Origin of the sequence: Mesorhizobium sp. ISC11 (assembly GCF_037162595.1) — a bacterium.
Taxonomy (GTDB): Bacteria; Pseudomonadota; Alphaproteobacteria; order Rhizobiales; family Rhizobiaceae; genus Mesorhizobium; species Mesorhizobium ciceri.
In genome coordinates this window covers 6,191,458-6,216,841 of record NZ_JAVSPW010000001.1, presented here as the reverse complement: position 1 = coordinate 6,216,841, position 25,384 = coordinate 6,191,458, and the positions used below count along the sequence as shown (strand labels likewise).

Below are 25,384 nucleotides of genomic sequence, written 5' to 3'. Positions count from 1 at the left end.
TGTCGCGCATCGTTCAGGCGGCCTTCTTTTCGACGGTGCCGGTATTCATCGTGCTCTGCTCGACCGCGTCGATCGTCGGCCGTTCATAGGACGAGATGGTCTTGCGGCCGAACTCGATCGCCACCTGCGGCAGCGCGCCGTTCATGTAGGCCAACAGCGTCTGCTTGACGATGATATAGAGGCGGTTCTTCTTCTCGCGCACTGTCTTGATCTTGGTGGCGACCGGTCCGACCACCGAATAGGACAGGAAGATGCCGAGGAACGTTCCGACAAGTGCGGCACCAATCAAACCGCCGAGAATTTCCGGCGACTGGTCGAGCGCGCCCATCGCCTTGACCACGCCGAGCACGGCGGCGACGATGCCGAGCGCCGGCAGGCCATCGCCCACCGCCACCATCGCGTGATAGGCCTTCATCTTGTCGGACCTGATGGTCTGGATTTCTTCGTCCATCAGCGCCTCGATCTCGTGCGAGCGGGCATTGCCGATGATGATGATGCGGCAGTAGTCGCAGATGAAATGCGTCAGATCGTGGTTATGCAGCACGGTTGGGAACGCCTGGAAAATCGCCGACTCTTCCGGATTGTCGATATGCGCCTCGACCTCGCTGCGGGATTTCGAGCGCAGCTCGCGCATCAGCGAGTGCAGCACGCCGAGCGTTTCGAGATAGTCCTGTTCCTTCGGCACCGCCTGCTTGAAAGCTTCGAGAATGCCCTTGCCGGTATCCTTGACCGTCTTCATCGGATTGGCGACGAGGAAGGTGCCAAAAGCCGCACCACAGATGATCACTGCCTCCCAGGGCTGGATCAGCACGTGAAGATGGCCGCCCATGGCCATGAAGCCGCCAAGGACGCAGCCGAGCGTTACCACCAGTCCAATCAGAATGCCCACGACAGGTCCTTCCGCATTTCACATCAGGAGCTAGGGATAGCCCCCGTGCCTTGTGTGAGGCTTGAATCGAAGGCGTCGGAGACGATTCAGTTTCGCGCAAGGAAGTAGGGGTATTGTCCCGACATAGCTTCGGCCGGAGGCACCTCTTTGCTTAATACCTTTACCAGCTACCAGCTCATCACCAGGGACATTTCAAAGTCGATCGACAGGATCGAGCAGCAGCCCGTGGTTGATCGCGACACCAAGTATTATCTGGACAACATCACCAAGGTGAAATCGATCGACGATTTCGTCAAGAATGACCGTTTGTTCAAATATGCCATGAAGGCCTACGGGCTCGAGGACATGGCTTACGCCAAGGCCTTCATGGTCAAGGCACTCAAGGAAGGCGTCTCCGATCCCAACAGCTTCGCCAACAAGCTGACCGACAAGCGTTACGCCGAATTCGTCAGGGCCTTCAATTTCGCCGCCAACGGCACCAGTACGACTGTCTACAACAAGGCGCAGCAACTGGTGACCAGCAACTATGCGCTGCAAGTCCAGATCGGCGCCTCGCAGAAGGGGCTCCCTTACTACCAGAGCGAAACCGCCTACTACGTCACCAACATCGCCAAGGTTAAATCGGTCGACGACCTGATGGGCGACAGCCGCCTGCTGACATATGCGATGGCCGCTTTCGGACTCGACGCCGCAACCGAACCTGCCGCAACCGTCAAGGCGATGCTCGAAGGTGGCGTCAGCGACCCCGACAGTCCCGCCAACAAACTGCCCGACAAGAGCTACGCCAAATTCGTCGCAGCCTTCGACTTCGCCCAGTATGGCGATCAGACGACCATGCGCGACGATGTCCAGCAGGCGGTGCCGAAAGGATACATGGCCGGAGCCGGACTGACATTGGTCGAGCCAAGCGCGCAATATATCAAGGGCGAGGCCGATTATTACGCGGCAAACATTTCCAAGGTGACGTCGATCGACAACCTCATGGCGGACAAGCGCCTGCTCACCTTCGCCATGGCTTCCTACGGACTTGATGCGTCAACCGAAACGCCGCAGCAGATCCGCACAATGCTCGAGGGCGGCGTCAGCGACCCCGACAGCCCAGCAAACAAGCTGACGGATAAACGGTACGCCAACTTCGTCACGGCCTTCAACTTTGCCCAATATGGCGATCAGACAACGTCGCGCGACGAAGTGCAGAAAGACACGCCGAAAATCTATACGACGGAGTCGGCGCTTGGCCTGATCGCGCCGAATGCGGACTACATCAAGTCGGAGACCGCGTACTACCTTGCCAACGTCACGAACGTGAAGTCCATCGACGACCTGATGGCCAACAGCCGATTGTACAACTACGTGCTCTCGGCCTACGGACTGGACCCGGCGACGGAAAGCAAGGACCTCATCCGCAACGTTCTTGCCGGTGGCATTCGCGACGCCGACAGCGTCGCCAACAAGATGACCAACAAGGCCTATGCCGGGCTGGCCGCCGCCTTCAACTTCGAACAATATGGCGAAGCGGCCACCACCATCAATCCGGCGCAGCAGCCGACCGTCGACAAATACATGCGCCAGACCCTCGAAGAGGATGCCGGCCAGACCAACCAGGGCGTGCGGCTGGCGCTTTATTTCGATCGCAAGGCCCCAACCATCACCAGTTGGTATGACGTGCTGGCCGACACTGCGCTTGCCAGTGTCGTGCGCACCGTGCTCGGCCTGCCCGATTCCTTCGCCACCGCCGATGTCGACAAGCAGGCGCAGCTGTTCGAGCAGAAACTCGACATCTCGGATTTCTCCGACCCCGAGAAACTCGGCAAGTTCCTGACGCGCTTCACCAGTATGTACGAGATCAACAACCCGACTTCATCGGCCGTCACCTCGGTCAGCGTGCTGTTTGCCCAGCCACTCACCGTCGGCATCTCCACCGACCTGATGATGGCCATGCAGAAACTGAGGTTCTGAGACCATCATGCGGGACAGCCTGTACGTCGCTCTTTCATCGCAGATCGCGCTCGAGCGGCGCCTCGACACCATCGCCGACAACGTCGCCAACGCCTCCACGATCGGCTTTCGCGCCACCGGCGTGAAGTTCGAGGACGTCGTCTCTGGCACCGGGCAGAAATCGGTGTCATTCGCCTCCCCGGGCAAGACCTACCTTTCCGGCGCCCACGGTGCTTTGAGCGAGACCGGAAATCCCTTCGATTTCGCCATCCAGGGCGATGCCTGGTTCGCCATAGAGACGCCGGTCGGCACCGTCATGACCCGCGACGGCCGTTTTTCAATGAACGAGAACGGCGAACTGATGTCGATCGAAGGCCACCCGGTGCTCGATGCCGGCGGCTCGCCGATCCAGCTTGACCCCCGCAACGGTCCGCCCAAGGCCGGGGCCGATGGTTCGTTGCGCCAGAACGATCAGCTTGTCGGATCGATCGGCCTCTACAATTTCGATCCAGGCGCGAACTTCGTCCGCTATGGCAATTCCGGCATTGTTCCGGCACGCACCCCGGAGCCTGTCACCGATCGCTCCGATATCGGCGTTGCCCAAGGTTTTCTCGAAGAGTCCAATGTCAATCCGGTGCTGGAGATCACCAGGTTGATCATGGTCCAGCGCGCCTTCGAGAACACGGCCGCCCTGATGCGCCAGACCGACTCGTCCACCGACGAGGCGATCAAGACGCTCGGCTCGAAATAGTCCATGTCGCTCGACCAGCCATCCCTGCGGGCACTCGAAAGACAACTCCAGCCGGCACCGGAAGACCGGCTTGCCGCCCTGGAACGGGTCTGGCGGCGTTTCGCCGACGCCGAGGCACTGCTCAAGCGCGGCGGCCGCGTCATCGAAGTCACGCCCACGCACTACAAGGTGCACGGCCTTTCCGGCTTCGCCAGGCTGGGTGACATCGTCGAGCAGCCCGGCCATGCCGGTGCGCGCCGCGGCGAGATCGTCAAGATCGGCCGCGACGAGGCCGTCGTGGCACCCTTCGAACGCAGCGCCGATTCCGGCATCGGTGATGCCGTGTTCCGCCGCGGTCCGCTTGTGGTGGCACCGCATGCCTCATGGCGCGGCCGCACCATCGACGCACTCACCAGGGCGATCGATGGCGGCCCGCCGCTCGCCCGGGGAGACGACACATCGCGCGGCGCCCAGACGACGCCGGGCGCCATGGCGCGGCAACGCGTCGGCACTGCCTTCATGACCGGCGTCAAGGTCATCGATATCTTCACGCCGCTCTGCTTCGGCCAGCGCCTCGGCATCTTTGCCGGCTCCGGCGTCGGCAAGTCGACGCTGCTCGCCATGCTCGCCGGAGCCGACGCATTCGATACCGTCGTGGTGGCGCTCATCGGCGAACGCGGCCGGGAAGTCCGTGAATTCCTCGAGGACACGATCGGCGACAGCATGGCCAAGACCATCGCCGTCGTCGCCACCAGCGACGAAAGCGCCATGATGCGCCGGCGTGCGCCGGACACCGCCATGCGCGTCGCCGAGCATTTTCGCGACCAGGGGCATCGCGTTTTGCTGGTGCTGGATTCGATCACCCGCTTCGCTCATGCCTTGCGTGAGGTGGCGACGGGAACCGGCGAGCCGCCGGTCGCCCGCGGTTATCCGGCCTCGGTGTTCACCGAATTGCCCAAGCTGCTCGAACGCGCCGGGCCGGGTACGGAAGGCAAGGGATCCATCACCGCCATCATTTCCGTACTGGTCGACGGCGACGATCACAACGACCCGGTCGCCGATTCCGTGCGCGGCATCCTCGACGGCCATGTCGTGCTCGACCGCACGATCGCCGAACAGGGTCGCTATCCCCCCGTCAACCCGCTGTCGTCCATATCGCGGTTGGCCGGAAAGGCCTGGAGCGTCGAACAGCGCGCGCTGGTGACAAGGCTGAAGTCGATGATCTCGCGCTTCGAGGACACACGCGATATCCGCTTGCTCGGGGCCTATCAGGGCGGCGTCGATGCCGAACTCGACATCGCCGTGCGCCAGGTGCCGCTGATCTATGAAGCGCTGACGCAAGGGCCGAAGGATCGCCCCTCAGCCGACCCGTTCTCCGATCTCGCCCGCCACCTCAAGAGCAAGCTGAACGCCGATGCCGGAGACTGAACGCGAATACACCGAGCGCATCCTGCGCGATATGATCGCCGAGGCCAATGCCGCGCAGCAGGCAGAGGCTGACACGGCGAGAACTGCCAAGGCAAAGGCCGCCCGTGCCATCGCGGCCAAAGCCGAGGCCGTTCTGGCCAGAGCCGTCAAGCCAATCCTGCCACGGGCTGGCAAAGCCGATCCTGATCTGGCCAGGCCCGTCGAACCCGCTCTGTCCCGGGCTCCCCAGGCGGTGGCTGCCGAGATGACGCAGGCCAGCCGGGAATCGCTGATCGACGGCCTGTTCCCGCGCGCCGAATGGCCGCAGCCGCCAAAGGCGCCGTTTCCCCGACTGGAGAAGAAGTCCGACCGACGCAGCGATTTCGTCATTGCCGCGCTCGGCATCGCGCTCGGCCTGATCTGCGCCCTGTTCCCCTGGTATATCTTCTTCAACCAGGACCAGTTTGGCGTCCAGGCGATGAAGTTCGGCGGCACAGGCTCTAATTCCGGGCGAGCGGGCGGCGGCGTGGTCGCCGAACGCAGCGCGCCGCTGACGGCAAAGGACGTTCCCGCGGCCAATCTCGATCTTCTTGCCACGGGGACGGTGCGGGATGATGCCGATCCCGCAGCCGCATCCGACGAGCAACCGTTTCCGGCCGACGCGGCGAAATTCCGCATGGTTCATGTCGCCAACGGCCGCGCCATGATCCAGGACGACGCTGGCCTCTGGATGGTCCAGCGCGGCTCGATACTGCCGGATTCCAGCAAGGTATCCTCCATCGAGCAGCGCAACGGCAAATGGGTCATGGTCACCAGTGCCGACCAGGTGATCGAACTGTCCCGGTAAACGATCTCCGGCTTCCGGCCATCCGCAAGGCCCGCGCAAGACTGGCGGCCTAGTCTCTGGGTACCTGCTCGGAGATTCCCATGGAGCCCGTTTCCCTTTTCGACCTCGCCGCCAAGCAAGCGCAATGGCTGGCCGTGCGCCAGTCGGCCGTGGCCGGCAACATCGCCAATGCCAACACGCCGGGCTATACGGCAAACGACGTCGAGCCATTCGAAAAGGTGCTCGACCGCGCCGCCGTATCGCTGCAGGCCACCCAGGCCGGCCATCTCGGCAATGCAGCGACCAATGCCGGCTTCACCATCAAGCCGCAGGAAGATGACGGCGTTGTCATGCCGTCCAAGAACTCGGTCGTGCTGGAAGACCAGTTGCTGAAGGCCGGCGAGGTGCGCCGGTCCTTCGAGCTCAACACGGCGATCGTCAAGGCGTTCCATTCGATGATGATGATGGCGGTGAAGAGCTGACCATGGACGCACTGACCGCAGCCCTCAAAGTCGCAGCATCGGGCCTCGGCGCCCAGTCGGAACGCCTGCGCGTGGTTTCCGAAAACCTCGCCAACGCCCAGTCGACGGGCACCGCGCCCGGCTCCGACCCTTATCGCCGCAAGACCATCAGCTTCGTCTCCGAGCTCGACCGGGCCTCCGGCAGTTCAACGGTTGCAGTGAACTCGATCGATCGAGATCCCAGTGACTTTCCAGTCGAGTTCCAGCCCGGCAACGAGGCCGCCGACGAGAAGGGCTACGTCAAGATGCCCAACGTCAACGTGCTGATCGAAATGGCTGACATGACCGAGGCCAATCGCTCCTACGAGGCCAACCTTCAGGTGGTCAAGCAGGCCCGCGACCTGATTTCCATGACCATCGACCTGATGAGGAACCAGTAATGATCAGCGGTATCGGAGCCCTTCAGTTCAAGCCGTCGATCGGCGGCGACGACGCGGCGACAAGCCTGCTCCAGGGCGGCGCGACACCGTCGGCCGGTGGCAATGTCGGCACCTCCTTTGCCGAGGCGCTGAGCCAGGCAGCCTCCAAGACCGTCGACACGATGCAGAACGCCGAGCAGGTATCGATGCAGGCGCTCAAGGGCGATGCCGACACCCGCCAGGTGGTCGACGCCGTGATGAGCGCGCAGCAGGCGCTTCAGACCGCAGTCGCGATACGCGACAAGGTGGTCTCCGCCTATCTCGAAGTCAGTCGAATGGGCATCTGAGGAATTCCGCCATGAAAGCACTCGCCATCGCCGCCACCGGCATGAATGCCCAGCAGACAAATCTGGAAGTCATCGCCAACAACATCGCCAACATCAACACCACCGGCTACAAGCGCGCCCGTGCCGAATTCTCCGACCTGCTCTATCAGGTCGACCGCACGCAAGGCGTGCCCAACCGCTCCAACGCCTCGCTGGTGCCGGAGGGCGTCTCGATCGGCCTCGGCGTCAAGACGACGGCGGTGCGCAACGTGCACACCCAGGGCGAACTGACCAGCACCGGCAACAGTTTCGACCTGGCGCTGACCGGCAGGGGCTGGTTCCAGATCGAGGGTGCCGACGGCGGCACGCTCTACAGCCGCGCCGGCGCTCTCAACACCAACGCCACCGGCCAGCTGGTGACGGTCGACGGCGCTGCGGTCATTCCGGCAATCAATGTTCCCGTTGATGCCGTCGAGGTCATCGTCAACAAGACCGGCCAGGTCTTCGCCCGCATCGACGGGCAGACCGACCTGCAGAACCTCGGTCAGCTTCAGATCGCCAATTTCGCCAACGAGGCCGGCCTGGCGCCGCTCGGCGACAATCTGTTCCAGGAAACCACGGCTTCGGGGCCGGCGAACGTCGGCGTGCCTGGCGATCCCGGTTTTGCCACCATCCAGCAGGGCTATCTCGAAGCCTCCAACGTCGACCCGGTCAAGGAAATCACCGAGCTGATCTCGGCGCAGCGCGCCTATGAGATGAACTCCAAGGTCATCCAGGCCGCCGACGACATGGCCTCCGTGGTCTCCAAGAACATCAGGTAACGCATGATGTCGACGCCCGGCCTCCTGTCTGCATTCCGCCGCACCGCGCTCGTCCTTGCGCTGGTGACCGGCACGATGCCGGCTTTTGCCCAGGAATCGGCCAACCAGTCGGCCACCCGGATCGCCAGCAATCAAGCTGGCGGCGAGGTGGTGCTTATTCCGAGCCGGGTTATCTATCCCGGCGAGACCATCAACCTGGCTGCCCTGAAGCAGGTCACCCTTATCGTCGGCAAGCACAAGCCGGAGGCGGTCGCCACACGGGCCGAGGAACTGGATGGCAAGGTCGCCAAGCGCACCTTGCTGCCCGGCCGCTACATTCCCTCCGCCGCCATCCGCGAGGCCTGGCTGGTCGAACAGGGTGCCTCCGTGCAGATCTTCTTCATCGCCGGCGGCCTGACGATCTCGGCGACCGCCGTAACGCTGCAACCAGGAGCCGCGGGCGACCTCGTCAAGGTTCGCAACATCGACAGCGGCAAAATCCTGTCCGGCACGGTGATGGCGGATGGAACCATCCAGGTCAGCGCTTCATGATGCGCGGGCTTACCTTGATCCTGGCAGCCGTGCTTGGCCTGCAGCCGGCGCTGGCCGACGGCCTGACGCCGAAGGCCAAGCGCGAGCTCGCCGCCAAGAATGGCGGCGTCTACAACGATCCCGAATATGATCCGGCCACCACCAGCCGCATGTTCCGGGTCTCGACCGGGCCGAGTTCGCTGCCGCCGGGCCAGGTCGCCTCGCGTATCAAGGACATCGCCCAGCTGCAGAGTTCGCGCGACAATCAGCTCGTCGGCTACGGCCTGGTCATCGGCCTTGCCGGATCGGGCGACAGCCTGCGCAACTCGCCATTCACCGAACAGTCGATCCGCGCGATGCTCGAAAACCTCGGCATCGCCACCGAAGGCGGCAGCGCGCGCGCCAAGAATGTCGCCGCCGTCATCGTCACCGCCAACATGCCGCCCTACGTGCAGTCGGGCGCCCGCATCGACATCGACGTCTCCTCGATGGGCGACGCGACCTCGCTTTCCGGCGGCACGCTGATCATGACGCCGCTGAAGGCGGCGGACGGCGAAATCTATGCCGTCGGCCAGGGCTCGGTCATCGTGTCCGGCTTTACCGCGCAAGGACAGGCCGAGCAGCTGACGCAAGGCGTGCCGACCGCCGGCCGCGTGCCCAACGGCGCCATCGTCGAGCGTGCTGTCCAAGCCGAATTCGACGATCAGGCGATCCTGACGCTGCAGCTGCGCAATCCCGATTTCTCGACCGCTATCCGCATCGCGGATGCCATCAACGACTACACCGGCCAGCGCTTCGGCATGCGGGTGGCGGCCGAGCGCGATTCGCGCACCGTCCAGATCAGAAGGCCGAAGGGTGTCTCGGCGGCGCGCTTCTATGCCGAAATCGAGAATTTGGTGGTCGAATCCGACACGCCGGCCCGTGTCGTGATCGACGAGCGCACCGGCACCATCGTCATCGGCAATGACGTCAAGATCTCACGGGTCGCCATCAGCCACGGCACGCTCACCGTGCGCATCACCGAAGCGCCGCGCGTCGTCCAGCCCGAGCCCTTCTCCAAGGGCGAGACCGCGATCGAACCGTTCACCGCCATCGACGCCAGCCGGCCCGACGCCCGCGTTGCCGTGCTTGACGGGCCCGATCTCCAGACCCTCGTTTCCGGCCTCAACCGCCTCGGCGTCAAGCCGGACGGCATCATCGCCATTCTGCAGGGCATCAAGTCGGCCGGGGCCCTGCAGGCCGACCTGGTTCTGCAATAGGCGATGCCGATGATGCGCTCCTTCCCAAGCCACCACAGACACCGCAAAGCCGCGATCCTGCTTGCGACCGCTTTTCTCGCGGCTCTGCCCTTTGCCGGCGGCACCGCGCGCGGCGAGGAGACGGTCCGCCAGGTCCTGCCGGGAGCACAGGTGGCGGCGGCGCCGCAGCAACTGACACGGGAAAAGGCGCCGGACCAAAGCGAGATCGAGCGCTTCTGCTCAAACATCGCCGACGCCGCCCGCGACCGCCGCTATGTCCTGCAGGCGCAGGAACTGAAGCAGCTCCAGGCTGGCATTGACGAGCGCATGAAAGCTCTTGATGCAAAGAAAGCTGAATACGAGACCTGGCTGAAGCGGCGCGAGGTTTTCCTGGCCCGGGCCGAGGACGGCGTCGTCCAGATCTACGCCGGTATGAAACCCGACGCCGCCGCCGAGCGGCTGGCCATCGTCAACGCCGACCTGGCTGCGGCTATATTGATGAAGCTCGATTCACGCAAGGCGAGCGTCATCCTCAACGAAATGGACCAGAAGGCGGCGGCGACGCTCACCGGCATTATGGCCAGCGCAGCCCGAAGGGTAGATCCGTCATGATCCGGAAGATGCTTGTCCTGTGCGCGGTTGCCATGCTGTCCGGTTGCGGAACCAACCTCAAGGAGGTCGGCAGAGAGCCAGCCCTGTCCCCGGTCGGCTCCGGCATCGATGGCGGCAGCACCGGCTCGCTCTATCGATATCCGCAAACGCCGCCAGCGCCGGTCAAGAAATTCTCGTTGTGGGACGACCGCCAGAGCCGGCTGTTCACCGACCCGAGGGCGCTGTCCCAGGGCGACATCCTGACGGTCAAGATCAAGATCAACGATCGCGCCAACTTCAAGAACCAGAACGACAGGAGCCGCACCGCCAATCGCAAGCTCGGTTATGACCTCAGCGCGCAGTGGGACAAGTGGAGCACCGCCGGCAAGGGCGCCGGGGCTCTCAGCTCCACCACCGACACGACGGCTGACGGCGAGATCAAGCGCTCGGAAACGCTTGAACTCAATGTCGCGGCGATCGTCACCGATGTGCTGCCCAACGGCAATCTGATGATCACCGGATCGCAGGAAGTGCGCGTCAATGCCGAGCTCAGGGTGCTGACGCTCGCCGGCATCGTGCGGCCGGCCGATATCGGCGCCGAAAACACCATCCCCTACGAACGCATCGCCGAGGCCCGCATCTCCTACGGCGGACGCGGTCGCATCACCGAGGTCCAGCAACCTGCCTACGGCCAGCAGATCCTCGACCAGGTTCTTCCGTTCTAGGATCGGGGCAGGGCGCCGTGGCAAATATTGAACAGGTTCAGCCGCGCAAGGGTCCCTCCCCTGTCATTCAGGCCGGCATGCTGCTGCTTGTGACGGCGGCCGCCATTGGCGTGGGTTGGATGTCCGGCGGTTATCTCAAGGGCGTCGGCGCACCGGCGTCGGTACCGGTCGCGCCTGAGAACGAAGGTAAGATCATGCAGCCCGCCGCAGCCGAGCAACCAGGCCTGGGCCCGATGCTTGTCGTGCTGGCGCCGATCACCACCAACATCGCCTCGCCTGCCGGCACCTGGATCAGGATGGAGGTGTCCGTCGTCTATGACGCGCCGCAGCCACAGGCAATGTCGGATGACATCCACCAAGATCTCCTGGCCCTGGTGCGCACCTTGAAGATGCATCAGATCGAGGGAGCCAGCGGCTACCAGCACCTGAAGGCCGACCTCGAAGAACGCGCCGCGATCCGCAGCCAGGGTCACGCCAAACAGGTACTCATCAGGACATTGCTGCTCGAATGAGAAAGTTCCTTCTCGCCACCGCCATGATCGCCGCCGCCACCTCCATCGCGGCGGCTCAGCAGCTCGATCTCGGCGGCATCGGCAAGGCTGACGGCACCACCGTCGGCTACATCATCCAGATGTTCGGCCTGCTGACTGTTCTGTCGGTCGCGCCGGGCCTGCTGATCATGGTGACCAGCTTCACCCGCTTCGTCATCGCCTTTTCGATCCTGCGCGCCGGCATCGGCCTGCAGTCGACACCGGCAAACCTCATCCTGATTTCGCTGTCGCTGTTCATGACCTTCTATGTCATGGCGCCGACCTTCGATCAGGCCTGGAACACCGGCGTCAAGCCGCTGATGGACAACCAGATCACCCAGACCGAAGCCTTCGACAAGATTTCCGATCCGTTCCGCACCTTCATGCTGCACAATGTGCGTGACAAGGATTTCGACCTCTTCGCCGATCTCGCCCGCGAGCGCGGCCAGACCGTTTCGCGCGACACCGTCGACCTGCGCATCCTGGTGCCCGCCTTCATGATCTCGGAGATCCGGCGCGGCTTCGAAATCGGCTTCCTGATCGTGCTGCCATTCCTGGTCATCGACCTGATCGTCGCCACCATCACGATGGCGATGGGCATGATGATGCTGCCGCCCACTGTGGTGTCGCTGCCGTTCAAGATCCTGTTCTTCGTCCTGATCGACGGCTGGAACCTGCTTGTCGGCAGCCTGGTGCGCTCCTTCAACTGACTCTGCCGCGCCGGCTCGAAATTCCAGCAATATATTTTCGATTAACCGTCCGGTTTAGCCCTTTGGTAGGGACTTGCCCGCATATTCGCTCGCAGATGGCGGGTGATCAATTTCAGAGATCATTGGCATGATGCCGCACCGTCATACCGGGAGGCCCGGTATGTCAAAAAAACACCTGTAAAAACCAAGGTACGAGTACCATGTCCAGCATCATGACGAACTCCGCCGCGTTGACGGCTCTGCAGAGCCTTAACGCCACCAGCAAATCCCTCCAGGACACCCAGGCCCGCATCTCGACCGGTTATCGCGTCTCGCAGGCCTCGGACAACGCCGCTTACTGGTCGATCGCCACCACGATGCGCTCCGACAACCAGGCAATGTCCACCGTTTCGGACGCTCTCGGCCTCGGCGCCTCGAAGGTCGACACCGCCTATACCGGCATGAACAGCGCGATCTCCACCATCAACCAGATCAAGGCAAAGCTGCTGGCTTCCTACGGCCAGACGGATGCCTCGAAGGAAAAGACCCAGACCGAAATCACCGCTCTTCAGGCGCAGATGAAGTCCTACGCCGACGGCGCCACCTTCTCCGGCACCAACATGCTGTCCGTAGACAGCGGCTCAACAGCCACGACGGCTGCCGATGTGAAGATCCTTTCGGCCTTCAACCGTGACGCGGCCGGCGCATCTTCGATCTCGACCATCGACGTCAAGGTGGAAAGCATCAAGCTCTATGAAGCTGGTACCACCACGGGCCTCGCGAAGGGCATCCTTGACACGTACCGCCTCGGCAGCGACGGCAGTGTGGCCGCAGCGGTCTCCGGCACGCAGACAGCTCTAGGGGCGGCTGCACTGGCCACCGACACCTATTCGGCCGCCTCGCTTTCCATCTTCTCGGGTGGCACCGCTGCCAGCGATTCGCAGATCAAGCAGATGCTGACCGTCATCGACTCCGCGCTTGCCGACATGACCAACTCGGCCACCACGCTCGGCGCCGCCAAGAGCAGTATCGACCTGCAGAAGACCTTCACCTCGGACCTGATGGACTCCATCGACCGCGGCGTCGGCCAGCTCGTCGATGCCGACATGAACAAGGAATCGACCCGTCTGCAGGCCCTGCAGGTCCAGCAGCAGCTCGGCGTGCAGGCGCTGTCGATCGCCAACGGTTCCTCGCAGTCGATCCTGTCGCTCTTCCGCGGCTGATCGCCTCCGCTCAACCACAGTTCGCACTAGAAATTCGGGCCGCGCCAAAAGCGCGGCCCTATTTGCGTTTGCTCCAGCCCCGCACAATCCTCGATCCTTAACTCTCAAAAACCAGCTTTTAACAGGCTGTTAACCATGCCGCGCTAGTTATGGTTAACCAATAGCTTACGACAGTTGGCGAATCGGTCCGACCGGCACGATGCCAATCGTTGAACAGGCCCATCCGGCATGTCTGAGCATGTCGGCTTTTGAGAAGGAGCGACTTTCTTGGCGAGCATCATGACCAACGCCTCGGCGTTAACCGCACTTCAAAGCCTCAGCGCCACCAACAAGTCGCTCGAACAGACACAGGCCCGCATATCGACCGGCTATCGGGTCTCGCAGGCTTCGGACAACGCCGCCTATTGGTCGATCGCCACCACCATGCGCTCGGACAATTCGGCCCTGTCGACGGTGCAGGATGCACTCGGCCTCGGCGCCTCGAAAGTCGATGCCGCCTACACCGGCATCACCAACGTGCTGACGACGATCGGCCAGATCAAGACCAAGGTGTTGTCCATGGTCGGCCAGACGGATGCCGCCAAGGCGAAGACCCAGACCGAGATCAAGGCGCTTCAAACGCAGATGAAGTCCTTTGCCGATGCGGCCACCTTCTCCGGCTCGAATTTCCTCGCGGTGACCTCCAAGCAGGTCACGTCCGCCAATGATGGCGTCCAGCCCGACTCGCAGATCGTGTCCTCATTCAATCGCTCTTCATCCGGCGCTGTCTCGATCGGAACGATCAACATCAATGTCGAGGGCACCAAGCTTTTCGACTACGGCCTTGCCGCCGAGGTCAAGAACCAGGGCGTCCTCGATCGCCAGACCTCCATCTATTCCACGGGCGCCGCCCAGACCCTGTATGACAACGCCTATGCTGGCGTGATCGCGGGCGGAGGAACGGATATCGCCGCGAACACTGCCGGCCAGACGGCGGCGGGAGCGGTCACCAAGGTCGACAATATTTCCGCCTACAACCTCGACATCACGGCCCCAGGGGTGACCGACGGCATCATCACCCAGATGGTCACCATGATGGACAAGGTCATGGCCCAGTTGACTGATTCCGCCACCATCATCGGTTCGGCCAAGAGCTCGATCGACCTGCAGAAGACCTTCACCCAGAGCCTGATGGACTCCATCGACCGCGGCGTCGGCCAGCTCGTCGACGCCGACATGAACAAGGAATCGACCCGCCTCCAGGCCCTGCAGGTGCAGCAGCAGCTCGGCATCCAGGCACTGTCGATCGCCAACAGCTCCTCGCAGTCGATCCTGTCGCTGTTCAAGAACTAATCGCGGGCGCCACCGGCGCCTCCTTTTCGCACTCCGATTGACGGGCCGCGCCGCAAGCGCGGCCCGATTTCATTTTCGCACAAGCTTCGAAGACTAGAGTTCCGGCGGACAATCATGCTGGGAGTCGTTGAACCGTGCCGGAACAGATCCAGAGCATCATCTCGAATCTCCGCGGGTTTGGCGTGAAGCGCCTCGCCATGCTGGCGGGCATCGCCGTTCTGGTGATGGGCGTCATCGGCATCGCCTCGGTCTATCTCAACCGCCCCGCCTACGACACGCTCTATGTCGGACTCGACCGCGCCGACGTGAACCAGATCGGCCTGGTGCTCGGCGAAGCCGGCATCGGCTTCGATGTCGGCGCCGACGGAACCTCGGTTCTGGTGCCGGCCGGCACCACCGCCCAGGCCCGCATGCTGCTCGCCGAAAAGGGCCTGCCGACCAGCGCCAATGCCGGCTACGAACTGTTCGACAATGTCGGCTCGCTCGGCCTCACCTCGTTCATGCAGCAGATCACCCGCGTGCGCGCGCTGGAAGGTGAGATCGCCCGCACCATCCAGTCGATATCGGGCATCAAGGCGGCGCGGGTCCACATCGTCATGTCCGAACGCGCCAATTTCCGCCGTGACGAGCAGCAGCCTTCCGCCTCCGTGGTCATCCGCTACGCCGGCATCGACGCCGAAAAGAGCGCCATGTCGATCCGCCATCTCGTCGCCGCCGCCGTCCCCGGCCTGTCGGCCGACAAGGTGACGGTGCTCGATTCCAGCGGCAATCTGCTGGCTGCGGGCGACGACCCTTCCAACACCAGCGCCGCCCGCACGCTCGGCGTCGAGCAGACCGTCGAGGCGCAGATCGGAGACAACATCCGCCGTGCGCTGACGGCCTATCTCGGCCCCGACAATTTCCGCGCCAGCGTCAAGGCCGAGGTCAACACCGACACCCGCCAGACGGAAGAGACCATCTTCGATCCGAATTCCCGCGTCGAGCGCTCGGTGCAGTCGGTGCGCGCCAACGAGAACAACAACCAGAAGCAGGCTTCCACTCCGGCCAGCGTCGAGCAGAACCTGCCCGAGACCCAGGCAACCGCCACCGATGGCCCGCAATCCTCCTCGCAGAACGACCGCAGGGAAGAGATCACCAACTACGAGATCAATTCCAAGAAGATCGCCACCGTCTCCAACGGCTACACCGTCACCAAGATGTCGATTGCCGTGGTCGTCAACCAGCAGCGGCTGACGACCATCCTCGGCAAGGACGCCACACCGGAGCAGATCGCCAAGCGCGTCGCCGAGATCCAGAAGATGGTTACATCCGCCACCGGCCTGGATGAAAAGCGCGGCGACATCATCGACGTCTCGGCGGTCGAGTTCATCGATGGCCTGGATGGCGAGGCGATCCCGCAGGCGGGAATGCTCGATTCGATCGGCCAGCATGCCGGCACGATGATCAATGCAGGTGCCTTCATCGTCGTGGTGTTCCTGGTGGCCTTCTTCGGCCTGAGGCCGATGGCCGCGGCGCTGACGGCAAAGGCTGCTCCAGCCCTGGCAGGTCCCAGCTTCGACGACGTCCAGCGCTCGCTGCCGACGCCGGAGGCAATGGCGGCCACCGACAATGCCGCGGTTGGCGCCTTGCCAGGCACACGCCCAGGCCCCACTCCGCTCGACGATCTTCGCCAGAAGATCCGGCCGGCGCCGCAGGACCGGCTTGCCAGGATGGTCGACCTCAACGAGGAGCGCACCGCGCAGATCCTGCGCAAATGGGCTTCCCAGGAAGTGGCGGTGTAAACCATGCCTTCCGTAGCCCTCTTCGACCTTCTGCCTGATTTCGGCACGCGCGCGCAGCGTGCCGGCCAGCCCCGGGCAGCAGTCGATCCCGAACACAAGCCCGAGACGCCGGCGCCGCAAGCCGATATCGGCACGCTGATCGCCGAGGCGGTTGCCCAGGCGGAGGCAGCGCTGGAGGGCCGCCTGGCGGCTGCGCATGACGCCGCGCTCGAAGCCGAACGCCAGGCCAATGCTGAGGAAGCAAGGATATTTCTCGAAAGCCTTGGCGACGATGTCGGCAAGGCGGTCTCGTTGCACATCGATGCGATGGAGGCGCGCGTGACCGGACTTGTCGCCGGCACGGTCGCCCGCATCATCGGCGGCATCGTCAGCGACGATCTGCAGAAACGTTCGATCGATGCGTTGGCAGACGCCGTCCGCGAAGCGGTTGGCGACGCCGAGGCTGTGCGCATCGTCGTGCGCGGCCCGCTCTCGATGTTCGAAACACTGAAGGCATCGCTCGGACCCCGCGCCGCCAATCTCGATTTTGTCGAGGCGCCAGGCTTCGACCTGACCGTGGCTATCGACGAGGCGGTGTTCGAAACGCGCATGGCCGAATGGTCGACGACCCTCTCGGAGGTCCTGGCATGAGCGTCGCCAACGCCGATCAGGGCCGCCACGAGATCATCATCGTGCGGCGCAGTCATGACGACCATGACGAGGCCCACCATGGCGGCGTCTGGAAGATCGCCTTCGCCGACTTCATGACGGCCATGATGTGCTTCTTCCTGGTCATGTGGCTGATCAACGCCGCCAACGAGCAGACCAAGGCAGCCGTGGCCAGCTACTTCAACCCGGTCAAGCTGGTCGACCGCAATTCGAGCCGCAAGGGCCTGGAGGATCTCGGCGACGGCCCGCGCGCCATGGGACTGACGGCCGACGATCCGCAAGAGGCGACCAGCAAAGCCGGACAGAACGGCAATGCCGGCGCGGGCGCGTCCGAGCGCAAGCAGGACAAGCAGGAGCCACAGCAGGCGGAACACTCCGACGACCATCTCTTCGCCGACCCCTACGCCGTGCTTTCGGAAATCGCCACAGATACCGGCGTCATGCAGAATGTCAGCCAGAAAGGCGATGGCGGCGTGCAGGCTGCCGGCCCGGCTACCGGCGCCTCCGGTGGCGCCTCCTACCGCGATCCTTTCGAGCCGGATTTCTGGTCGCAGCAGGTCGCGGCGCCCGGCGCCGAGGCCAGCGCCCAGCGCACCAAGATCGAGGGCGATCCGGCCAAGCCCGGCGACAAGACCGCCGAAACGCAGGTGCTCAAAGTCAAAGCCGTGCCGCCTGTCGCGGCACCGCTCGAGCCACTGGCAAAGGACGCGACCAGTAAACAGGCCGCGAACCCTGCCACGGCATTGGCCGGCGAGACGAAACCGGACGGCACCAAGGCCGCGGTAGCGAAGGCTGAGCCTGAGGCGCAAAAGGCCGTCCAGCCCGACATCGGGGAGAAGGCGCCAACCGCTGCTGCCGTGAAGGCAGCGGCCGACGTCAAGCGGCAGTTGGCCGATGCTTTCAAGCCTGGCGACAAGCTGCACGACGGCGTCTCGGTCGAAGCCACCGACAAGGGCGTCGTCATCTCGATCACCGATCAGCTCGACTTCGGCATGTTCGAGGTCGGCTCGGCGTTGCCAAGACGCGAACTGGTGCTGGCAATGGAGAAGATCGGCCGCATCGTCAACAGCCAGAAGGGCACCATCAGCATCAACGGCCACACCGATGCCCGGCCGTTCCGCAGCGACAGCTACGACAATTGGCGGCTGTCGACGGCGCGCGCGCATTCCGCGTACTACATGCTCGTGCGCGGCGGCGTCGACGAACGCCGCATCACCGAGGTCGCCGGTTTCGCGGACCGCCAGCCGAAAATAGCAGCCGATCCATTGGCGGCCGCGAACCGCCGCATCGAGATCCTGATGGCGACCGGCGGATGAAGCGAGCGGCCGTCACCCGCCGGTTGATTGGCCTGTTGCTGCTGGCCGGCGGACACCCGTCCACTGGTTTCGCCCAGGAGGCCCTGCAGCCGTATCAGCTGGTGCGCTCGCTGCAGCTCATCCAGGACCGCATAGCCGCCGGCGATCATGCCGCCCTGCCGATGCAGGCCAAGCTGCTCGAGATGACGGATGCGCGCCTGCGCGCGGCGAATGCCGAGGACTACAAGGATCCCAAGAATTTTCGGGCCCTGCTTGTCTACGGCATGAGCGGCGGCAACCCGGTGACCGTCGAAGCGGCCACGTCGCGCGCTACGGCGGACCCGCAAAGCCTTGCAATCGCCAAAGGCGTGATTGAGTACCTCAACGGCCGGCCCGGCAAGGCTATCGAAGCCTTGAGGCCGATCGATCCCATGGCGCTGCCTCCGGATCTCGGCGCCTTCCTCGCTTTGGTCAAAGGCTCGCTGCTTGCCGGCGATCAACCGGCGACCGCACTCGGTCTGCTCGACGAGGCAAGATTGCTCAGCCCCGGCACGCTGGTCGAGGAGGCGGCACTTCGCCGTTCGGTCGGCCTTGCAGTCGCGCAAGGCGACGCGGCACGTTTCGCCCTTGCTTCCACCCAGTATGTCGAGCGCTACCTCTATTCGCCCTATGCCAGCCAGTTCGCGGACTCCTTTGTCTCCGGCGTCATCGCGCTGCACATGTCGATCAGCCAGGACAAGCTGGGCGACATCACCTCGATGATGGATCCCGAGCGCGAGAAGGTGATCTATCTGCGCATCGCCCGCCGTGCCGCGATAGACGGCCTGAACGACCTTTCGGCCTTCGCTTCGGCGCGGGCCGAGCAGGGCCGTGACGGCAACACCAATCAGGACGATCCACGCGCCCTGCTCTATGCCAGCCTTTCCACCGTCACCTCGGGCACAATCGAGGACATTCGTGCCAAGCTCGGCAAGATCGATCGCAGCCGGCTGTCGGAGGGCGACCGCGCCTTGCTCGACGCCGCTCAGGCCATTGCCGGCGAGGTCGTCGCGCCGCCCACCGCCCTTCCGGCGGAAAAGCCTGCCCCTGTCGCGGCCGAGCAACCTCCGGCTCCCGAGATCGCCACGCCGCAAAACGCCGATGACAGTGGCTTGCCACCGGTCGAAGGCGCCATCTCGGAGCAACCCGCCGCCACCGCGGCCTCCGGCGGACCGGCCGCCAATGCGCCGGACACGGCGGCAGTTGCAGCCACATCCGCCGAGCCTGCGACCGTCGTGCCGGCGTCGGCACCTTCGCCCGCCGCCGGTCCAGAGCCCGCCGATCCGACCGACGCCGCCATGACCAGAACACGTCGACAGCTCGACCTGATCGACCAGATGCTTGGAGCCGCCCCTAAATGACCACCAGCCTCGGCTCGGCCTTGCCAGGATTTGCCTCCACGCGCGCGACGTCGGAGCAGCCTGCCGCGAACGGCAGAAACGATGACGCCGGCTTCGGCAAAATGCTGCGCGACGATGCCCGCCCGGAACGGCAGGCGTCGACAGAGGCGGGATCGCGCGACCGGCGCTGGAGCAAGCTCGCTGCCGGCCTCGCCGGGCATGGCGCCAAGGCCGAACCGGCATCGGCCGAGCCCGGAAGGACCACCTCGGCCAAAGGCGCAAGCGTGAAAACCGGCAAGGACGAATTGGAAGCAAAGGCGCACAAGGCCGACGCCGAACAGACGGCGTCGGATACCGCGCCGCTTCAGGACGACCTGCCGCTGCTGATCGCGTTTCATGACCTGCGGCATTTCTCGACAGCGGCCAAGGCAGCAGGGGGCAATGCGGCCACCGGCGAGAATCCGTCGGACCCGGCGCTCGGCGGACAGGCTGCACTGCCAAAGACCTACCGCTCAAAATCGTCGGGCGGACGCGAAGCACTCGAAACCATGTCGAAGCCGGAGCAGGCGTCGATCGTCGACGGACCTTTGACGGCGCTTGACGGTCAGTCGCCGAGCGCTGCCTCCAGCGCGCCAAAACGCGACGTCACAGCGGCGGCTCAGAAGCTGTCGGACGCGCCGGCTGCCGATGTGCCCGGCGTGCCGTCGAAGCCCACCACGAATGCGATGAAGAGCATCGAGGATGTGCGGTCCTCGATGCGTCCCGAAGCGGGAAAACAGTCCCTGTCCGCCGCGCGCATCGACGTGGTGTCGGAACGGAGCTTCCCCGCGCTGCCGCAGGGTCCCATCAGCCAGGCGGCCCTCAATGTGATCAACGCCATAGCCGCCGACGCCGGGCCGCAAAAGGCGCTTTCAGCCTCACCCACGACCACCCATCTGGCCAGCTCTGTTGCCGTTCCGACACATGTGTTGAAGATCGAACTTCACCCTGCCGAACTCGGCATGGTGACGGCCAATCTTCGCCTCTCCGGGGAACAACTTTCGATTGAGCTGAAGCCTGAAACACACGATGCCTATCGTCGGCTGTCGGCCGACAGCGAGGCCATCGTCAAGTCGCTGCGAGGGCTCGGCTTCGAGGTTGACAAGGTCACGATACTGCAACCTTCGGTAGCAGTTCCCGCTGCAACTCGGACGGATACAACCGCTCCGTTGGCGGCGGCAACAGGCCGCGATCCAGCATCCTTTCAACCGGGGAATTCGGGCGGCGGCAATGGTGGAGCCGGCGGCCAGCAACCGGGCCAGCAATCCTCAGGGAACCGCAACGATGACGCGCAGGACTACGGCCGCGGCTCTTCGCCTTCTCGCGAGCGCGCTGGCGGCGATATCTTTATCTAGCACGGTGACAGCTGCCGCAGCCGCGACCAACCCTTGCGAGCCGGAAATCCTGCGCGCCGCCGACCGCTATGGCGTTCCCGCCGGCATCCTTTATGCCGTTGGCCTGACGGAGACCGGCAACAAGGGCAGCCTTCAACCCAACGCTTTGAATATAGAGGGAAAAGCAGTCTTTCCCAGGAGCCGGACCGAGGCCCTTGCCGCCTTCGCCAATGCCCGGCGCGAGGGCAAGACCCTGATCGATCTCGGCTGCATGCAGATCAACCACCACTACCACGCATCGCATTTTCGCAGCGTCGAGGACATGCTCGACCCACGTCAGAACGTCGACTATGCGGCGCGCTTCCTGGCCAGCCTTCATGCCCGTCACGAGACCTGGTCGATGGCCGTGGCCCGCTATCATGCCGGCCCCGACAATGACCCGGCGCAGAAGATCTATGTCTGCCGCGTCATTGCCAACATGGTCGCCACCGGCTTTGGAAAATGGACCGCGAACGCCCGCGGATTCTGCAACCCATAAGCGCATTTCCCATTACTAATAGACCTACCACACAACCCCGAATTGTTGTTCTGGCCTGGCCAAAACTTGGCGCCGAATGCGTATCTGGCTGCACGCTAATGCAACCGATACGATTCCAGACTCCCAAGAAACTAGCTACAAGAAATGACGGTTGTTCAGGATTCTCGCCAGCGGATAGGCCTCTCTTCACGGGGAAAATGATTTGATTCGGAAGGCGGGGCCGATGATTGTGATCGTTGACGAGCGCGAGCTCGTAACAGAGGGATACAATTCACTTTTCGATCGTGAGGGCATCGCCTGTGCAGGCTTTGCATCCGGCGAATTCGGTGAGTGGGTGAATTCGGCCGCCGACACCGATCTGCGCTCGGTCAGGGCCTTCCTCATCGGCGATTGCCGCGAAGGTTCCATCTCTCCGCGCCAGATCCGCGACCGCACCGGCGCCCCGGTGATTGCGCTGAGCGAACAGCATTCGCTGGAGAACACGCTGCGGTTGTTCGAGAGCGGCGTCGATGACGTCATTCGCAAGCCCGTCCATATCCGTGAGATCCTGGCCCGCATCACCGCGATCCGCCGCCGCGCCCAGGAAGACGTCGCCTACACCGAGATCGGCGCCATGCGCATCTTCATGGACGGCCGCGACCCCGAGATCGACGGTCAGCCCCTCCCCCTGCCACGCCGCGAGCGCCGCATCCTCGAATATCTGGCGAGCAATCGCGGGCGCCGGGTCACCAAGACCCAGGTCTTCAACGCCATCTACGGCATCTTCGACGAAGAGGTCGAGGAGAACGTGGTGGAAAGCCACATCAGCAAACTGCGCAAGAAGCTGCGCGAGAAGCTGGGCACCGACCCGATCGATTCCAAGCGTTTCCTCGGCTACCGGCTCGTCTTCTGATGCAGCGCCGCGCCAGCCTCGCGCAAGAAAACATGCGTAGCCTCGCAGCCAGCAGCATGGACACAGCGGAGACGTTTCGATGAGCCTCTATGGAATGATGCGGACCGGCGTTTCCGGCATGAACGCGCAGGCAAACCGCCTGTCGACGGTCGCCGACAACATCGCCAATTCAGATACCACGGGTTACAAGCGGTCCTCCGCCGAATTTTCGACGCTGGTCATGCCGTCGACCGGCGGCGCCTACAATTCCGGCGGCGTCACCACGACGATCCGTCAGGCCGTCAGCGATCCGGGCGTGCTTCAGTACACGACCTCGGTTTCCGACCTTGCCGTCAGCGGCGATGGCTTCTTTGTCGTTCAGGATCCGAGCGGCACCCCCTATCTGACCCGAGCCGGCGCTTTCGTTCCCGACGGTCAGGGCAGGCTGGTCAACTCGGCCGGCTTCCAGCTGATGGCCTACAGTTACGAGAACGGCGTACCGGCAGCGACGGTCAACGGCTTCGAGGGATTGGTCCCGGTTGTCATCTCCGACCAGGGCATGACCGCAACGCCGAGCACCGAGGGCAGCTTTGCCGGCAACCTGCCGGCGGGTGCGACACCTGTCGCGACCGCCAACCTGCCCGCCGCCAACGCTGCGACCGCGCAATACACGTCGAAATCCTCGATGGTCGCCTACGACAATCTCGGCAACAAGAAGCTGCTCGACGTCTACTTCACCAACACCGGCGCCGGCACCTGGCAGGTGGCGGTCTTCGATCAGTCGAAGGCCACCGCTGGAACATCGTTCCCCTACACCGCCGGCGGCTTGCTGGGCTCGGCCAACCTGACCTTCGACACCACCACCGGCAAGCTCACCGGCACGCCCACCAACGTTTCATTTACTGTGCCGAACGGCGCCACCCTCAATCTCAATCTGTCGGCGCTGACCCAGCTTGGCACCGGCTTCACGGTTTCCGACGCCCAGGTCAACGGCAACGCACCGAGCACCATCGACAAGGTTCAGATCAGCAAGGACGGCACCATCTACGCCCAGTACAAGGACGGCTCGACCAAGCCGCTCTACAAGATCCCGCTCGCCGACGTACAGAGCCCGGACCAGCTCAAGGCGCTGCCTGGCAACGTCTATTCGCAAGGCACCGAGTCCGGCGCGGTTCGTGTCGGCTTTGCCAATGAAGGCAAGCTCGGCTCCATCATCTCCGGCGCGCTCGAGAATTCCAACGTCGATATCGCCGAAGAACTGACCAACATGATCGCGGCACAGCGCAGCTACACCGCCAATTCGAAAGTCTTCCAGACCGGTTCCGATCTGATGGACGTCCTTGTCAACCTGAAGAGATAAGACGGGCGTCGCCCGCGAAAGACCCGCATGTCACTGTCTACCGCATTGAGTATCGCCCAGTCGGCGCTTATGAACACCGCGCGACAGACCAGCGTTGTCTCGCGCAATGTCGCCGACGCCTCCAACCCGGACTATTCGCGGCGCCAGGCCGTCGTCACCAGCACGGCGCCGGGTGCGCGCTCGGTCGATATCCAGCGCGCAGCCAACGAGCTTCTGTTTCGCCAGAATCTCGCCGCGCTATCAGCCTGGAGCGGCCAGAACGCTCTCTACAACGGCATGGATCAGTTGGGTGTTGCGGTCAATGGCGTCGACAATGCGTCCTCGCCCTCGACCGCGATCGCCAACCTGCAGCAGGCGCTGCAGCTCTACGCCACCTCGCCGTCGAATCAGAACCTCGGCGCCTCCGTCATCGACGCCGCCAAACAGGTCGTGCGCTCGCTCAATGAGGGCTCCAAGGCAGTCCAGGATTTCCGCACCCAGACCGACGGTCAGATTGCCACCGCCGTCGACGACCTGAACTCGCTGCTCGGCCAATTCCAGGATGCCAACACGGCCGTCATGTCCGGAACCCGTTCCGGCACCGACGTTTCCGATGCGCTCGACCAGCGCGATGCGCTTTTGAAGAAGATTTCGAACTATGTCCCGGTGTCGACCTTCACGCGAGGCGACAATGACATGGTCATCACCACCGGCGACGGCACGACCTTGTTCGAGACGATACCGCGCACGGTCGCCTTCGCGGCGTCGGCAGGCTATACCGCGGGTGCCGCCGGCAATGCCGTCTACATCGACAATGTGCCGATCTCGGCGGGAGCCGGTGGCAACACCAGCGCCAGCGGCACGCTTGCCGGCCTGCTGCAATTGCGTGACGGCGTCGCCTCGACCATGCAGAGCCAGCTCGACGAGACCGCGCGTGGCCTGATCACAGCCTTTGCCGAGACCGCACCCTCGATGGCCAACGCCGCCGGCCTGTTCACCTGGTCTGGTGCGCCGGCCGTGCCGGCGGCCGGCACGCTGGTCAACGGCCTTGCCGCGTCCATCAGCGTCAATGCAGCGATGGACCCGAGCACCGGCGGCAACCCGATGCTGCTGCGCGACGGCGGAGCCAACGGTGCGGCCTACGTCGCCAACACGGGCGGTGGCGCATCCTATTCCACCCTTCTGGTTGCCTATGGCGACCGGCTCGACCAGCCGATGACTTTCGACCCCGCCGCCGGGGTTTCGGCAACGTCCAGCGTGTCCGACTACGCCGCCAGTTCGATCGGCTGGTTCGAGGGCGTGCGCCAGCAGGCTTCGACCGCCTCCGACGCCAAGGAAGCACTGGCGTCGCGCAGCGCCGAGGCGCTGTCCAACGCGACCGGGGTCAATGTCGACCAGGAAATGTCGCTGCTGCTCGACCTCGAACACACCTACCAGGCATCGGCCCGGATGATGAAAACCGTCGACGACATGATGACGGCCTTGCTCAACGCGGTGGGATAATT

At 63.8% G+C, this 25,384-nt stretch carries 26 protein-coding genes; 25 read left to right on the top strand and 1 reads right to left on the bottom strand.

Annotated elements, in window-relative coordinates; all coding sequences use genetic code 11:
• Positions 1-13: 13 nt before the first annotated feature.
• On the bottom strand, positions 14-889 hold the full coding sequence (motA, locus tag RPF88_RS30060) for a flagellar motor stator protein MotA (RefSeq protein ID WP_013529803.1): 876 nt from the start codon (positions 887-889) through the stop codon (positions 14-16).
• A 147-nt stretch (positions 890-1,036) separates the two neighbouring features.
• Here motA and RPF88_RS30055 point away from each other — a divergent pair, with 147 nt between their 5' ends.
• The 25 genes from RPF88_RS30055 (at position 1,037) to flgK (ending at position 25,382) form a co-directional block, all read left to right on the top strand.
• Positions 1,037-2,848 carry a DUF1217 domain-containing protein gene (locus tag RPF88_RS30055; protein WP_024502684.1) on the top strand — a complete coding sequence of 604 codons (1,812 nt, stop codon included), beginning with the start codon at positions 1,037-1,039 and terminating at the stop codon, positions 2,846-2,848.
• A gap of 7 nt (positions 2,849-2,855) precedes the next feature.
• A complete protein-coding gene (flgF, locus tag RPF88_RS30050; protein ID WP_013529801.1) occupies positions 2,856-3,578 on the top strand; it encodes a flagellar basal-body rod protein FlgF in 723 nt (240 codons plus the stop codon).
• Between the two features lie 3 nt (positions 3,579-3,581).
• Entirely contained in the window at positions 3,582-4,985 is a 1,404-nt protein-coding gene (gene fliI, locus RPF88_RS30045) for a flagellar protein export ATPase FliI (protein ID WP_024502685.1), read from the top strand.
• Entirely contained in the window at positions 4,972-5,811 is an 840-nt protein-coding gene (locus tag RPF88_RS30040; RefSeq protein ID WP_337123757.1) for a hypothetical protein, read from the top strand. The genes fliI and RPF88_RS30040 overlap by 14 nt, the downstream gene beginning before the upstream one ends.
• 80 nt (positions 5,812-5,891) lie before the next feature.
• On the top strand, positions 5,892-6,272 hold the full coding sequence (gene flgB, locus RPF88_RS30035; protein ID WP_013529798.1) for a flagellar basal body rod protein FlgB: 381 nt from the start codon (positions 5,892-5,894) through the stop codon (positions 6,270-6,272).
• A 2-nt stretch (positions 6,273-6,274) separates the two neighbouring features.
• Positions 6,275-6,691: a flagellar basal body rod protein FlgC gene (gene flgC, locus RPF88_RS30030; protein ID WP_013529797.1), complete on the top strand. Its 417-nt coding sequence runs from the start codon at positions 6,275-6,277 to the stop codon at positions 6,689-6,691.
• Complete coding sequence (locus RPF88_RS30025; RefSeq protein ID WP_013529796.1) at positions 6,691-7,017, top strand: flagellar hook-basal body complex protein FliE; 327 nt, start codon at positions 6,691-6,693, stop codon at positions 7,015-7,017. Before flgC ends, RPF88_RS30025 begins: the two co-directional genes overlap by 1 nt.
• Before the next feature lie 11 nt (positions 7,018-7,028).
• Positions 7,029-7,817: a flagellar basal-body rod protein FlgG gene (gene flgG, locus RPF88_RS30020; RefSeq protein ID WP_013529795.1), complete on the top strand. Its 789-nt coding sequence runs from the start codon at positions 7,029-7,031 to the stop codon at positions 7,815-7,817.
• A gap of 3 nt (positions 7,818-7,820) precedes the next feature.
• A complete protein-coding gene (gene flgA, locus RPF88_RS30015; RefSeq protein WP_063168917.1) occupies positions 7,821-8,348 on the top strand; it encodes a flagellar basal body P-ring formation chaperone FlgA in 528 nt (175 codons plus the stop codon).
• Positions 8,345-9,586 (top strand): flagellar basal body P-ring protein FlgI, encoded by a 1,242-nt coding sequence (locus RPF88_RS30010; protein ID WP_013529793.1) that lies wholly within the window; start codon positions 8,345-8,347, stop codon positions 9,584-9,586. Before flgA ends, RPF88_RS30010 begins: the two co-directional genes overlap by 4 nt.
• Before the next feature lie 3 nt (positions 9,587-9,589).
• Positions 9,590-10,177: a MotE family protein gene (locus tag RPF88_RS30005; protein ID WP_337123751.1), complete on the top strand. Its 588-nt coding sequence runs from the start codon at positions 9,590-9,592 to the stop codon at positions 10,175-10,177.
• Complete coding sequence (gene flgH, locus RPF88_RS30000) at positions 10,174-10,881, top strand: flagellar basal body L-ring protein FlgH (protein WP_013529791.1); 708 nt, start codon at positions 10,174-10,176, stop codon at positions 10,879-10,881. The genes RPF88_RS30005 and flgH overlap by 4 nt, the downstream gene beginning before the upstream one ends.
• A gap of 17 nt (positions 10,882-10,898) precedes the next feature.
• The gene (locus RPF88_RS29995; RefSeq protein ID WP_013529790.1) at positions 10,899-11,393 is read left to right on the top strand and encodes a flagellar basal body-associated FliL family protein; all 495 of its coding nucleotides are present in this window, start codon (positions 10,899-10,901) and stop codon (positions 11,391-11,393) included.
• Positions 11,390-12,121 carry a flagellar type III secretion system pore protein FliP gene (fliP, locus tag RPF88_RS29990; protein ID WP_013529789.1) on the top strand — a complete coding sequence of 244 codons (732 nt, stop codon included), beginning with the start codon at positions 11,390-11,392 and terminating at the stop codon, positions 12,119-12,121. Before RPF88_RS29995 ends, fliP begins: the two co-directional genes overlap by 4 nt.
• 200 nt (positions 12,122-12,321) lie before the next feature.
• On the top strand, positions 12,322-13,323 hold the full coding sequence (locus tag RPF88_RS29985; RefSeq protein ID WP_337123747.1) for a flagellin N-terminal helical domain-containing protein: 1,002 nt from the start codon (positions 12,322-12,324) through the stop codon (positions 13,321-13,323).
• A 267-nt stretch (positions 13,324-13,590) separates the two neighbouring features.
• A complete protein-coding gene (locus RPF88_RS29980; RefSeq protein ID WP_024502691.1) occupies positions 13,591-14,655 on the top strand; it encodes a flagellin N-terminal helical domain-containing protein in 1,065 nt (354 codons plus the stop codon).
• Positions 14,656-14,789: 134 nt separating this feature from the next.
• Entirely contained in the window at positions 14,790-16,436 is a 1,647-nt protein-coding gene (gene fliF / locus RPF88_RS29975; protein ID WP_013529786.1) for a flagellar basal-body MS-ring/collar protein FliF, read from the top strand.
• A gap of 3 nt (positions 16,437-16,439) precedes the next feature.
• Positions 16,440-17,066 carry a hypothetical protein gene (locus RPF88_RS29970; protein WP_024502692.1) on the top strand — a complete coding sequence of 209 codons (627 nt, stop codon included), beginning with the start codon at positions 16,440-16,442 and terminating at the stop codon, positions 17,064-17,066.
• The gene (locus RPF88_RS29965; protein ID WP_013529784.1) at positions 17,063-18,400 is read left to right on the top strand and encodes a MotB family protein; all 1,338 of its coding nucleotides are present in this window, start codon (positions 17,063-17,065) and stop codon (positions 18,398-18,400) included. Before RPF88_RS29970 ends, RPF88_RS29965 begins: the two co-directional genes overlap by 4 nt.
• Positions 18,397-19,779 carry a chemotaxis protein MotC gene (locus RPF88_RS29960; RefSeq protein WP_024502693.1) on the top strand — a complete coding sequence of 461 codons (1,383 nt, stop codon included), beginning with the start codon at positions 18,397-18,399 and terminating at the stop codon, positions 19,777-19,779. The genes RPF88_RS29965 and RPF88_RS29960 overlap by 4 nt, the downstream gene beginning before the upstream one ends.
• Positions 19,776-21,152, top strand: coding sequence for a flagellar hook-length control protein FliK (gene fliK, locus RPF88_RS29955; RefSeq protein ID WP_337123742.1), 1,377 nt, complete (start codon positions 19,776-19,778; stop codon positions 21,150-21,152). Before RPF88_RS29960 ends, fliK begins: the two co-directional genes overlap by 4 nt.
• Positions 21,082-21,669 (top strand): transglycosylase SLT domain-containing protein, encoded by a 588-nt coding sequence (locus RPF88_RS29950; RefSeq protein WP_050580446.1) that lies wholly within the window; start codon positions 21,082-21,084, stop codon positions 21,667-21,669. The genes fliK and RPF88_RS29950 overlap by 71 nt, the downstream gene beginning before the upstream one ends.
• A gap of 223 nt (positions 21,670-21,892) precedes the next feature.
• A complete protein-coding gene (locus tag RPF88_RS29945; RefSeq protein ID WP_013529780.1) occupies positions 21,893-22,561 on the top strand; it encodes a response regulator transcription factor in 669 nt (222 codons plus the stop codon).
• A 79-nt stretch (positions 22,562-22,640) separates the two neighbouring features.
• Positions 22,641-23,900 carry a flagellar hook protein FlgE gene (locus tag RPF88_RS29940; protein WP_337123737.1) on the top strand — a complete coding sequence of 420 codons (1,260 nt, stop codon included), beginning with the start codon at positions 22,641-22,643 and terminating at the stop codon, positions 23,898-23,900.
• Positions 23,901-23,927: 27 nt separating this feature from the next.
• Positions 23,928-25,382 (top strand): flagellar hook-associated protein FlgK, encoded by a 1,455-nt coding sequence (flgK, locus tag RPF88_RS29935; RefSeq protein WP_337123735.1) that lies wholly within the window; start codon positions 23,928-23,930, stop codon positions 25,380-25,382.
• Positions 25,383-25,384: the final 2 nt, after the last annotated feature.